The 12,405-nt window shown below is 61.7% G+C and carries 11 protein-coding genes; 3 read left to right on the top strand and 8 right to left on the bottom strand.

Annotated elements, in window-relative coordinates; genetic code table 11:
* Position 1 precedes the first annotated feature (1 nt).
* Both EV286_RS17495 and EV286_RS17500 read right to left on the bottom strand, forming a co-directional pair.
* On the bottom strand, positions 2 to 901 hold the full coding sequence (locus tag EV286_RS17495) for an ABC transporter permease (RefSeq protein ID WP_132958418.1): 900 nt from the start codon (positions 899 to 901) through the stop codon (positions 2 to 4).
* Complete coding sequence (locus tag EV286_RS17500) at positions 898 to 1,872, bottom strand: ABC transporter permease (protein WP_132958419.1); 975 nt, start codon at positions 1,870 to 1,872, stop codon at positions 898 to 900. Before EV286_RS17500 ends, EV286_RS17495 begins: the two co-directional genes overlap by 4 nt.
* Positions 1,873 to 2,083: 211 nt before the next feature.
* Between EV286_RS17500 and EV286_RS17505 the strand changes: the two genes are divergently transcribed.
* Entirely contained in the window at positions 2,084 to 2,980 is an 897-nt protein-coding gene (locus EV286_RS17505) for a LysR family transcriptional regulator (RefSeq protein WP_132958420.1), read from the top strand.
* A 253-nt stretch (positions 2,981 to 3,233) separates the two neighbouring features.
* On the opposite strand, the gene EV286_RS17510 is transcribed toward EV286_RS17505, so the two are convergent.
* The 5 genes from EV286_RS17510 to EV286_RS17530 form a co-directional block, all read right to left on the bottom strand.
* Entirely contained in the window at positions 3,234 to 4,364 is a 1,131-nt protein-coding gene (locus tag EV286_RS17510; RefSeq protein WP_207909859.1) for a substrate-binding domain-containing protein, read from the bottom strand.
* Positions 4,365 to 4,426: 62 nt separating this feature from the next.
* Positions 4,427 to 5,413 carry an ABC transporter permease gene (locus EV286_RS17515; RefSeq protein ID WP_207909862.1) on the bottom strand — a complete coding sequence of 329 codons (987 nt, stop codon included), beginning with the start codon at positions 5,411 to 5,413 and terminating at the stop codon, positions 4,427 to 4,429.
* Positions 5,410 to 6,399 carry an ABC transporter permease gene (locus tag EV286_RS17520; protein ID WP_132958422.1) on the bottom strand — a complete coding sequence of 330 codons (990 nt, stop codon included), beginning with the start codon at positions 6,397 to 6,399 and terminating at the stop codon, positions 5,410 to 5,412. Before EV286_RS17520 ends, EV286_RS17515 begins: the two co-directional genes overlap by 4 nt.
* Complete coding sequence (locus tag EV286_RS17525; RefSeq protein WP_132958423.1) at positions 6,396 to 7,910, bottom strand: sugar ABC transporter ATP-binding protein; 1,515 nt, start codon at positions 7,908 to 7,910, stop codon at positions 6,396 to 6,398. The genes EV286_RS17520 and EV286_RS17525 overlap by 4 nt, the downstream gene beginning before the upstream one ends.
* The gene (locus EV286_RS17530) at positions 7,907 to 8,788 is read right to left on the bottom strand and encodes a sugar phosphate isomerase/epimerase family protein (RefSeq protein ID WP_165932873.1); all 882 of its coding nucleotides are present in this window, start codon (positions 8,786 to 8,788) and stop codon (positions 7,907 to 7,909) included. Before EV286_RS17530 ends, EV286_RS17525 begins: the two co-directional genes overlap by 4 nt.
* 145 nt (positions 8,789 to 8,933) lie before the next feature.
* Between EV286_RS17530 and EV286_RS17535 the strand changes: the two genes are divergently transcribed.
* Entirely contained in the window at positions 8,934 to 9,959 is a 1,026-nt protein-coding gene (locus EV286_RS17535) for an AraC family transcriptional regulator (RefSeq protein ID WP_132958425.1), read from the top strand.
* A 117-nt stretch (positions 9,960 to 10,076) separates the two neighbouring features.
* Here EV286_RS17535 and EV286_RS17540 read toward each other — a convergent pair whose 3' ends face one another.
* Positions 10,077 to 10,847, bottom strand: coding sequence for an IclR family transcriptional regulator (locus EV286_RS17540; protein WP_165932874.1), 771 nt, complete (start codon positions 10,845 to 10,847; stop codon positions 10,077 to 10,079).
* 115 nt (positions 10,848 to 10,962) lie between these two features.
* On the opposite strand from EV286_RS17540, the gene EV286_RS17545 reads away from it, so the two are divergent.
* Positions 10,963 to 12,405 (top strand): aldehyde dehydrogenase family protein, encoded by a 1,443-nt coding sequence (locus tag EV286_RS17545; RefSeq protein ID WP_207909866.1) that lies wholly within the window; start codon positions 10,963 to 10,965, stop codon positions 12,403 to 12,405.

Consider the following 12,405-nt stretch of genomic DNA (forward strand, 5'->3'; position numbering starts at 1 on the left):
CTCACCTCTCGCCAAGTCTAGGATTGAGGACTTCGCGCAGCCGATCGCCGACAATGTTGATCGAGAACACGAGGACGAGCAGCAGCACGCCCGGATAGACGCTGATCCAGTATTCGCCGGACATCAGCAGCTGGTAGCCATTGGCGATCAAAAGCCCAAGCGACGGTTCGGTGATCGGCAGGCCGATGCCGAGGAAGGAGAGCGTCGCTTCAGCCGAGATCGCATTCGCGACCTGCAGCATGCCGATGACGATCAGCGGCGGCAGACAGTTTGGCAGGAGATGGCCAATCAGGATGCGTGGCGTGCTGATGCCGAGGGTCACGGCCGCTTCGACATAATCCTTGTTCTTCTCGATGAGCGCGGCACTTCGCACGGCGCGGGCAAACGTCGCCCATTGTACCAGGATCAGAGCGAAGATGACCTTCCACAGCCCCTGCCCCAAGAGAGCCAGAAGCATCAACGCGACGAGAATGGTCGGAAAGCCGAGCATCAGGTCGACTACACGCATGATCAGCGCATCGATGCGGCCGCCGAAATAGGCGGCGACCAGGCCGAGCACGGTCCCGACGATCATTGCCACAAGGCCGGAGAAGACGCCGACACCGAGGCTGGTGCGCAGGCCGTAGATCATCGCCGAGAACATGTCGCGGCCCTGGCCGTCTGTGCCGAGCAGATAGGTCAACCCGTTCATGCTCTGAGAACCCGGCGGCAACTTGGCGTCGAGAATATCGAGGACGGCGAGGTCGTAAGGATTCTGCGGCGCCAGATACGGACCGACGATCGCCGCGAACAGAAGGATAGTGCAGACGATCGCGGCGATGACCGCCTTCGGGCTGCGCCCGATGCCCATCGCCAGCCGGCCGAGCAGCATGTCTTCGCGAAAAAGGGTAACAACGCTCATGACGCATCTCCGAGCCGCACGCGCGGATCGACAAGCGAATAGAGGACGTCGACCACGAAGTTGATGAAGATGAACAGGCTGACGATGACGAGCAGGTAGGCGACGACCACCGGGCGATCGAGCCGCATGATCGAGTCGATCAAAAGCTTGCCGATGCCGGGCCACGCAAAGATCGTCTCGGTCACGACTGCAAACGCCAGCATGCTGCCGAGCTCGAGGCCGATCACGGTAATGAGCGGGATCAGGATGTTCTTGAAGACATGAACAAAGACAATGCGCTTCTCGGAAAGTCCCTTGGCTCGGGCGAACTTCACGAAGTCGAGCGGCATCGTCTCGCGCACGCCGGTACGCGTCAGGCGAATCACCAGCGAGAGCTTGAAGAGCGACAGGTTGACCGCCGGCAGGATGAGATGCTTCAGCCCGTCCAGCGTGAATAGGCTGGAGTGGAAGCCGAGAAACCCGCCCACCTGGCCGCGCCCCGTCGACGGCAGCCAGCCGAGCCAGACGGAGAAGATCATGATCAGCATCATGCCCTGCCAGAAACTCGGCAGTGAAAAGCCGAAGATCGAGCCGGTCATGATGACCTCGTCGGTCGCCGAATTCGGCTTCAGGCCGGAGAGAAGTCCGAGCGGAATGCCGATGGCAAGCGCGATGAACAGGCCGACCAGCGTCAGCTCAAGCGTCGCCGGAAGGCGTTCGAAGATCAGGCCGATCGAAGGACGGTTGAAGACGAAGGATCGTCCGAGATCGCCATGCAGCGCATTCCAGGCGAAGGTAAAGAACTGTTCCCAGAGCGGCTTGTCCAGACCGAGAGAGGCGACGACCTGGGCACGTTCTGCCTGAGTTGCATCCGGCGAGATCAGCATCTCGGCCGGATCGCCGATCGCATAGATGCCGATGAAGACGATGACTGCGGTCACGAGCAGAACTGCGATGCTCTGCAGGAAGCGGCGGATGACGAACACCGTCATGGCGTGCCCTCCTGCTTACCCTTGGTCCCCCTGGGGCAGAGAATTTCCATGGAAGATCGTTCCCTTTTCTAATTATGACGAGACGATAACGGCGCGTGAAAGATCCGCAATATTATGAGAAGAACGCATTGGCCTATGCATTTTGTGTCGCGTGGCAACCTTGTTCACCGTCATCGCTTGTGTTCGACGCCGTCATCCGTAGGATCGCGCCATGAACTTCAAGCAGCTCGAAATCTTCAAGACGATCATGGACACAGGATCGACCATGGCGGCGGCCGCCCAGCTGGGCCTGTCCCAATCGGCGATCAGCCGCCAGCTCGCCTCACTGGAAGAGGAGATCGGCCGCGAGCTTTTCCTGCGCGACAAGGGCCGGCTGATCCCAAGGCCCGAGGCGCACCTGCTCGTTGATGAAGTGGACGAGGTTGCCCAGAGCGTCTCGCGACTCAGGGTCAAGATCGGCGATGTGCGCAGCGGTGCCTTTGGCGAGGCACTGGTGCGCGTAGCCTTTCCGCACAGCCTTTCGACGACCATGCTGCCGCCGATCGTCGCCCGCTTCAAGGCCGATCATCCGCGCGTAACTGTCGAGATCCTCAGCGGTCCCTATGACGCGATCGAGCGGATGGTACATAATCGTGTGGCAGATCTCGGTTTTGTGCGCCTGCCTGCAGAGGGCCATTCCTTCGATGCCCGGCCGCTCTTTACCAGCGGCACGACCTGCGTCATGCCGGCCAGCCATCCGCTGGCGGCAAAGGAGGCAATCGATGTCAACGATCTCGCGCGCAACGACCTCATCCTGCTCGGCCGGCAGCGGATCAACCGCAATGAGCTCGAGCACGAATTGCGTCGCATGGTGCCATCCTATCGCTGCAGCCTGGAGGTCCATTCGGTAGAGACGGCGTGCGCGTGCGCGGCACAGGGGCTCGGTATCGCCATCGTGCCGACGCTGATCGCCGAATTCTTCCGCAGCGATGCCATCGCGATGCGGCCCTTCCTGCCGGACAAGGTCTCGGACTACGGCATCATCACCATGCCCGCAACGCCGCTCTCTTGGACCGCCGAAGCCTTCATCAACATCATCAAGGGCATCAGCACGAATCCGGTCGGGTAACGAGGCCGGAGACAGTGGCAACGAGGGCGTATGGCTCAGCTTGTTGAAGTTGCGGCGGCTTGGGTGAGCAATTCAGCCGCTCATGCCGAGGCTGCGCAAGACCATCAGCTGCCAGCCGCTGACTTGCGCCAACGACGACACCCTTTACAGCACGAAGTCGCCAGCGGCGAATGATCGCCACTGGCGCTCTCCCATCTTCTGTTGGTCAACGCTTGCAGGATTGGACTCGGTCCAATCCCTTGCAGCGATCCCGTTACTTTTTCCCACCCCAAAGCTCCGGATAGCCCGGCAGGTCCTGGCAGCCGCAGAGGCTGTAGTGCAGTGGCGGCATGCGTTCATCGATGTAGTTTGCGAGCACATCCTGAGTGATCGCCGGCTGCGGCAGTACCCATTCCGGGCCCGGAACCGCCTTGCCATCGAGAACGTCGAGGGCGCCGAGAACGGCCGTGCGCCACTGATAGGTCGGGTAGGAAGGACCGATCGCCGTCAGCTTGTCCTTCTGCCATTTGCGCAGGAAGTCCTGCTGGTCTTCGCCGCTGATGACCGGATAGGGCAGGCCCGCATCTTCGAAGGCTTCGAGAGCAGCGGTCGAGGTATCGCCCGCGTCCATCCAGACGGCATCGATCTTCTCGCCACGATTGATGTAGTCCTCTACGATTGCCTTGGTCTTGGCACGATCACTGCCCGTGAATTCGGAGCCTATGACCTTTAGCCCAGCCTCATCGAAGATGTTCTTGGCGGCGGAATAACGAGTTTCCAACACGTCGACGCCCGGCATGATGCGCAATGCAAGGACATTGGCACCCTTCGGCAGCTTACCTGCGATGAATTCTCCCGAGGTGATGCCGAAACCGTACCCACCGACGGGATGTATGTAGGTGACCGGGCAGGTAGTAGCGACACCGCGGTCGAAGACGATGACGGGCAGCTTGGCGCAGGCGGCCTCGACGGCCGGTGTCAGGGCAGCCGTTGTGTTGGGCGAGACAATCAACGCGTCGCACTTGCCACCGCTGACGAGGGCTTCGATGTCGGAGATCTGCTTGTCGTCCTTGCCTTCGGCATCGACGACGACCAGTTCCTTGATGCGATCCTTGTGCAGTTCTGCCTCTGCCCGTAGGTTGTTCATGCCGACGACACGCCAGGGGTTGAAGATGCCGGCGTTGGAAAAGCAGATCGTGACCGGCCCGTCCTTCTTGTACTTGGCGGTATCGACCATGGCGTCGCCGAGATGCTGCGCCCAGGGTTTGCCCTCCGGCCCCTGCGGGGTCATCGAAAGCTGTTCACGCTGCTTCTTGAATTCGGCAGGATCGTTGAAGTCCTGCGCATAGGTTCCTCCGGCAAACGCCATCGCGACCAGTGCTGCGACGACTACTTTATGTTGCATGTCCTTCCTCCTCATTGTGCCGGCGCGCCGGCGCTTCATCGCTTGTCTCTCCCTGCAAGCAATCAGGTCCTCCGCCGGTCGCGCCAGGCGCTGGCGCCGACGGCGGCAATCAGGATCACACCCTGTATGCTGTCGCGAAGGGCCTGTGGCAGGCCGGCGAGATTGAGTAGGGTGAAAAGTGAAAACAGGCTTAGCGCGCCGAAGAGCGCGCTCCAGATCGACCCTCGTCCCCCGAGGAGCTGGGCGCCGCCGATGACGCATGCGGCGATCGCCTGCAGCTCCAGCCCGCGACCGGCATTGACCGACACGCCGGAAAAGCCGCCAACCAGTATGCCGGCCGTCACCGCGGCAAGCGCCGACACGACAAACGCGGTGATCCGCGTGGCGGCGACTGGCAGGCCAGCAAGCTCAGCGGCGCGGGCATTGTCGCCGATCGCCAATGCTCGCTTGCCATAAACCGTGCCGTGCAGGCCCCACCAGGCCAGCACGAGGAAGGCAACGAGCACGACGACCGCAAGCGGCAGGGTACCGATCAACCAAACATCGTGGATGACCAAGCGACCAAGCTCACGGAAATTGTCCGGAAGATCGCCGCGGGCTGCTCCACCCGACCAAGCCAACGCCAGACCGTTGACAAGGAGCATGGTGCCGAGCGTGGTGATGATCGAAGGCACCTTCAGGAAGGCGACCACGAGGCCGTTCAGCAGGCCTATGACGAAACCCATGAGATAAAGCACGCCGATCATCGGCCAGGTAGTCTCGGGATTGCCGTTGATTAGCAGCGAAGCGGCAAGCACGACGAGAGTGACGACCGCGCCCATCGAAAGGTCGAAGCCGCCGGTTAGCACGACATAGAGCTGCCCGGCAGCCAGAATGATGAGGGGCGCGGCGCGGCGCAGGAAATTCATGATAAGGCCGGCTTCAAGATAGTTCGGCTGTATCGCGATAATGCCTGCATAGAGCAGGACGAAGATGATCAGGCCGAAATTGAGCCTGGCAAGCGAGAAACCGAGGCGGCGCATCGGCACGGTTTCGACGATCGGGCTCATGCGACGTGCCCCTTTTCACGCACGGCATGAACGGCAACGGCGATAATGACGATCGCTCCCCGCAGGACCTGTTTCAGGAAGGCATCGACACCGAGCATGTTGAAGCTCGCATCCAGGCTGGCAAAGAGCAGAACGCCAGCGACCGTTCCCCCCACGCCGCCCTTTCCGCCGGCGAGGATCGTCCCGCCGATCACTGTAACGGCGATCGACTCGAGATCGTAGATGCCATCACGACCAATCCACGGCGTGCCTGATTGCAGCCGCGCGGCGAGATACAGACCGGCGACACCGGCGAAGAGGCTGGAGATCACGTGTGCCGCGAGGACGAAGCGCTCGGTGCGAATGCCGGCAAGTCGCGCACCCTCGGGGTTGCCACCGACGGCATAGAGGCGCGCGCCGAAAACGGTACCCGAGAGCACGAAACCGGCGCCGGCAGCGAGCACAACGAACATGAGGAGCGGCCACGGTATGCCGGACAGGCCACTATAGGCGAAAGCCTGAAAGGCCGGCGCGACCGAACCCTGCAAATAGGCAAAGGCGGCCGAAAGGATGCCCTGAATCGTCAGCCCCGTCCCGAGCGTCGCGATCAGCGGATTGATACCGCAATAAGCGACGAGAACGCCGTTCACTGCACCCACGACCACGCAGACGGCCAGGCAGGCAACGATCGCAGGCAGGATCATCGTCGCATCCGCCTGCATGATATAGGAGGCGAGTACTGCCACCGTGCTGATCAAGGCCGCCACCGAAAGATCAATCGAGCCGACGAGGATGACGAACGTCTGCCCCAGCCCGACAAGTCCAAGCGCCACCATTCGTTGAAATAGGCCGGCAAACCCCTCGAAGCTGAGTTGATTGATCTCGCCGGTTGCGAGTGCCGCACCGGCATAGATACCCGCAGACACCAGTACAAGCACGGCTGCGGCGGAAAGCCGGATCGGGACCCGCCGCGGCTGGGCGGTCAGCGCAAGCGTTTCGACACTCATCCGATGGCCTCCCCCTTCTGCTGCATACCGACGCCGAGCGACAACGCCATCACCGCCTCCTCGCCCGCGCCACGCGCCAATTCGCCGGTAATGCGGCCCTGATGCATGACAAGAATACGGTCGGAGATGCCGATCAGTTCGGGCATGTCCGAGGAGACGACGACGATGCCTCGGCCAGAATCCGCGAAGCTGCGCATCGCCTCGTAGATCGCTGCCTTGGCGGCGATATCAATTCCGCGGGTCGGCTCGACGAATACGAGGATCTCCGATTCCCGCGCAAACCATCGCGCAATGATCGCCTTCTGTTGATTGCCGCCCGAAAGGGAGCCGATCGGCTGGTCGAAATCGGCAGCCCGAACATCGATTGCCTTGAGCACATCGTCGATGCGGTGGCTGGCAAGGGCTCCTGCTTTGGGCCGGGCAAAGAAGTGCGACATCGAACGGAGCGCGAGCAGTGCGTTGTCTCGCACGGATTGGCCCAGTAACAGCCCTTCCCGCTTGCGATCGCCCGGCAAATAGCCGATGCCGAGCGCCGTGGCGCGGCGCGGCGAGCCGATCGCATGAGGCTTGCCACTGCGCTTCATGACGCCGGCAGACAACGGCTCGTCGCCGACGATCGCCTGGGCGAGCGCCGCCTTGCCGGAATCCTCCAATCCGGCAATACCGATGATTTCTCCCGATCGCACGTCGAGATTGATGCCCTGCAGCGCGCTGCTCTCACCGTTCTCGATCGCAAGAAGCGAACGGCCAGGCGTGTTCATCGGCGCCGGAGGGTAGAAGTCCTGGAGATCGCGCCCGACCATCGCCTTGACGATCGACCCGACATCGATCTCGCCGCGCAGACGCGTCCATATCTTTCGACCATCTTTCAGGACCGTCACGCGGTCGGCGATTTCCAGGATTTCAGGCATGCGGTGGGAAATATAGACAATCGCCACGCCCTCGCCCTTCAAGCCGCGCACCAGTTGCAGGAGGCTCTGGGCATCGCGCTCATCGAGCGCGGCCGTCGGCTCGTCCATGACGAGGACCTTGGCATCTAGCAGCAGGGCCTTGGCGATCTCCACGAGTTGCTGGCCGGCGATCGACAGCGTTGCGACCTGCCGGTCTGGGTTGATATCGGCGCCAAGGCGTTTCAACAGCGCCGCCGAGCGTCGGCGCATCTCACGGCGATCGAGAATGCCGTGACGCGAGGGCTCGCGGCCCATGAAGATGTTGTCCGCCACGCTACGATGGGGCAGCAGGCAGAGCTCCTGATGGATGATGGAGATGCCCGCAAACTTCGCTTGTTGCGGATGGGTAAAATGCACTGTCCGGCCGCCAATGGCAATTGCGCCGCCGTCCGGCCGATAGCTGCCACCGAGCACGTTCATCAGCGTCGACTTCCCGGCGCCATTCTCACCGCAAATTGCGTGGACTTCGCCCGCATGGCAGTCGAAATCAACTCCGTCGAGTGCGCGCACTCCGGGAAAGACCTTACTGATGCCGATCATTTCAAGCGCGGGCACGGTCATGGAGACAGCCCCGCCTTCGAAGCAACCCGCTCGCCTGCTGCCTGCCATTCCCGCCGAATGAAAGCGACGCTCTCGGCAAAGAGCCGATCGAGGTCGTCGAAGAGATCGCGCCAAACACGAGTGGCTCCGGCAAGCTCCGGCAGGGCACGACTGAAGGATTCGACGGTCAGCCAGCCGTCATAGCCACAGCGGCGAAGTGCCTCGAAATGTGCAGCGAAAGGCACATGGCCGCTGCCAGGAATGCCGCGATCATTTTCCGAGACGTGGAAGTGATTGATTTCACGATGGTAGCGTTCGTAGGTCGCCGGCGGGTCCTTTTCCTCGATATTGGCATGGAAGGTGTCGAACATGTAGCCATAGTTCGAATGGTCGACCTCGCGATAGATCGCGGAGGCCGCGGCAATCGTCGACATCAGGTAGCATTCGAAACGGTTGAGCGCCTCAGCCGAGATGCGGATGCCGGCGGGCGCCGCATAATCGGCAAGCGCACGCATCGCCTCCACACAGCGGCGGCGCTCCTCGTCGGTCGGACCGACGCCTGTGAACACGCCGACAGGCGAATGGACGGGGCCGGCTATCACCTCGCCGCCCATCGCCGCGGTGCAGTCGACGATCCAGCGATGATGATCGGTAGCACGCTGACGCACGAGCGGATCGGCGCTGACCGGGTTGGCCTCGGCCGTCGCCACGGCGGCGGCGCCGGCGGAAAGGCCGATATCGCGTAGCAGCCTGCCGAGCGCGGCATAGTGCTCCTGTTTGCCTGAAAAGACGGGTATCTCGACGGCATCATAACCCAGCGCCTTCAATCTCTCGAGCTGGCGCGCATGGGCGGTCGTAATCTCCGCACCCAGAACGAGCAGGTTGAATGCGATCTTCACGTCTTCATCTCCTCCCGGACCGCAGCAAATCTCGAAGATCTGCCGATGCTTCGACAGATCATGGCAGACTTGACTCGGCAAAACTTGCGTCCGACAACAGTGGTAAATTTCTTAAGTCATTTTATGCGTTGGGAGGCGCGTTGAAGTGAACAAGCACACCGTTATCGATCCTGCCGATATTCGTCGCCCGTCTGTCTTCCGGCAGCCGGACTCAATGATGTATGCCGACAATTGTCGAGATCTGCAGGCTGCTGCTGCGCGCGGCGAGGTCGATCTGCATGCCTGGACGCGCGGCAGCTATCCCGGCCAGGCGCTCGGCGACAGGCTGCCGGGCATTCGCACCGTCGGGTTCTGGGATGCGCGCTATGCACAGAACTGGGGTCTCGGGCGCCATTGCAACGAAGGCTTCAAGATCGCCTATCTCGCACGCGGCAATCTGGACCTCGTCGTCGACGACAGGAAATACGACTTCCAACAGGGACAATTCATCGTCATCCGTCCATGGCAGCTGCATTCGATCGGCAATCCTCTGGTCGATGCCAGCCGGCTCCTTTGGATCATTCTCGATGCTGGTCTCAGACGGCCGAGCGAACCTTGGGACTGGCCGAGCTGGATGGTGTTTTCGAACGAGGAAGCCCAGACGCTAGGTGAACTCCTCACACAGAACAACCAGCCGGTCTGGGACGGCGGTGCTGATCTCTGCCGCGCCTTCGAGGCCCTTCCCTCGATCCTGCTCGGACGCACCCCCGAAGACGGAGAGACCCGCCTGAAGGTGGCAATCAACACGATCATGCTGAACCTGATCGATCGACTGAGTGCACAGGCCCCGAGGCTCGACCCGGATCTGTCGACGTCCCAGCATACGGTCGCGATATTTCTGCGTCGTCTCCCGTTGGCGCTCGGCGAGAACTGGACGCTCGATTCGATGGCAGAGGAATGCGGTCTGTCGCGCACTCAGTTTTCCCAGTATTGCAGGCGGCTCACCAACATGACGCCGCGGCAGTATCTGCAGCATCTGCGCCTCGATGAGGCTGCACGTCTGCTGAAGATGCAGGGACGCGGCAGTATTACCGAAATCGCTTTTTCCTGCGGCTTCAATTCCAGCCAGTACTTTTCCAACGCATTTCGCAAGCGGTACGGTCATGCTCCGAACGCGGTTGGCGCGTGCTAGTTGAAGCTGACTTGGTGACCACCAGGTGATCGCGTCCGAACTCTGCGCCCAACGTCGGCACAGTCGACCCATAGAGTTAGGCTCGCGTCCGGAACAGCGCCACGAAGTCGGTGCGCGCTAGACGAACCCGCCCAACTTGCGCGACAGTTCCGCGGCGTATGGCAAGGCGATGTCGCGAAGTTCTTGCAGCTTTGCGGTATCAAAGCGACTGCTAGGCCCCGAGATTGCGATGCCGCCTGGAACCAGTCCGCCTTTCTCGAAGACGGGCATGGCCAGGCAGCGCATGTCGGGCGCAAATTCCATGTCGTCGAAGGCATAGCGCTGCGCGCGCACGACGGCGAGTTCGCGCCGCATGGCTTCCGGATCGGTAATCGTCTTCGGCGCCACGGCGGGAAGCCCGCGTGATATGATTGTCTCGGTGAATCGGGAGTCCGAATAGGCCATCAGGACCTTGCCGATCGAGGTGCAGTGGAGCGGCGAACGGTCGCCAATCTGGAAATCGACGCTGACGCGCTGAATGCCCTTGGCGCGGTAGACGAGCACGGCGCAGTCGTTTTCCAGCACGGAGTAGTGCACCGTTTCCCCGGTCCTGTCGGAGATCTCGCGCAGGCAGTTCAGTATCTGCACACTGCGCTCGTCCTCGCTGACGAGATAGCGCGCAAGCGACAGAACCTTGTAGCTCAGCCGGTAGTTCTTCGAGCCTTCGTCTCTCGATACATAGCCCGAGTGAACGAGCGTCATCAGCATGCGGTAGGCGGTTGCGCGGTCTGTTCCTATGCCTTCCGCCACTTCCTGGGCCGACAGCGGCCGTTTCTGTTCGCCGATGAAATCGAGAACCGCCAGCGCCTTGAGCGCGGTCGTGCTGATATTGCCGTCGATATCGGCCATTGAAGCTTCCTTATTCAATATTCGTATACGAAAGAGGAAATTCAAAATCAAGTTCAATAATCGTTGACCAGTTTCAATAATTGATCTAGCCCTATCAGTATAAGAGGAGGAGCTTATGTTGATGCTGATTGACGGCGGCTGGACGACGGCTGCCGACGGCCGTGCCGATCCCATTCTCAATCCGGCCACCAACGAGCCGATCGCCGAGGTTCCGCGTGCCGGCGTCGCCGATGTGGAGCGCGCGGTTACGGCGGCCCAGAAGGGCAAGGAGCGTATCGGTGCGCTGCCGGCCTATCGTCGCTATGAAATCCTCGAGGCCGTTGCACGGCGTGTCGAAGCCAATCAGGAAGAACTCGGCCGTCTGCTCTGCCGGGAAAACGGCAAGCGGCTGGCGGAAACGACCAGTGAAGTGGGCGTGGCAGCGCGGATCTTCCGCGGTTATGCCGAGGAAGCCAAACGGCTGTTCGGCAAGACCGTGCCGCTCGATTCCATTCCGGGCCGCGAACGCTCGATTGCCATCACCCGTTACGAACCGTTGGGCGTAATCGCCGCCATCGTGCCCTTCAACTATCCCGTCGAGCTTTGGAGCCACAAGGTCGCGGGCGGGCTTGCCGCCGGCAATGCCGTCATCACCAAGACACCGGAAGATTGCCCGCTCGCTATCATCGAAATCAGCAGATATCTTGAGGAGGCGGGCCTCCCGCAGGCAGCCCATCAGCTGCTGACGGGCGGGCGCGAGACCGGCGAGGCGCTGGTGCGGGCCGAAGGCGTGCAGATGATCGCAATGACCGGCAGCACGGCAGCCGGAAAGCGCATCCTCGAAGCAGCCGCGCAGACCCTGAAGAAGGTACATCTCGAGCTCGGCGGCAACGATGCCACGATCATCTGCGACGACGCCGATATCGATCACGTTGCAGCCGCGCTCGTCTCCGGCCGCTTCACCAGCGGCAATGGCCAGATCTGCTGCGCCGTCAAGCGCGTGCTCGTCCAGCGCCCGATCTTCGATCGCCTTCTGGATGCACTAACTGCACGGACAAAAGCGCTGAAGGTGGGCGATCCGCTGGAAGACGGAACGGATATCGGCCCGCTGATCAATACGCGGGCGGCGGAGCGTGTCGAGGCGCAGGTGCGCCAGGCAATTGCGGATGGTGCCAGGATCGTTACCGGCGGTGCGCGCAGCGGCAATTTCTTCGAACCGACCATCCTCACCGGCGTTACGCCCGGCACGCCTGCTTTCGCCGAGGAGACCTTCGGCCCGGTGCTTCCGCTCATTCCGTACGATGATTTCGAGGACGCGCTGCAGCTTGCCAACGACAGTCCCTTCGGCTTGCAGGCGGCGATCTTCACCCGCGACGTGCGCCGCATCATGCGCGCCTATGAGGTACTCGATGTCGGGACTGTCGTGGTCAACCACACGACGGCCGTGCGCGTGGAGAACCTGCCCTTCGGCGGCAACAAGGCGAGCGGCAATGGGCGCGAAGGCATTCATGAGACGCTGCTCCACATGAGCAAGGAGAAGACGCTGCTGCTGACGGATGTTTTCGGGGCGGAGGCCTGA

This window comes from Rhizobium sp. BK251 (assembly GCF_004345245.1).
In the GTDB taxonomy this organism is placed as follows: Bacteria; Pseudomonadota; Alphaproteobacteria; order Rhizobiales; family Rhizobiaceae; genus Rhizobium.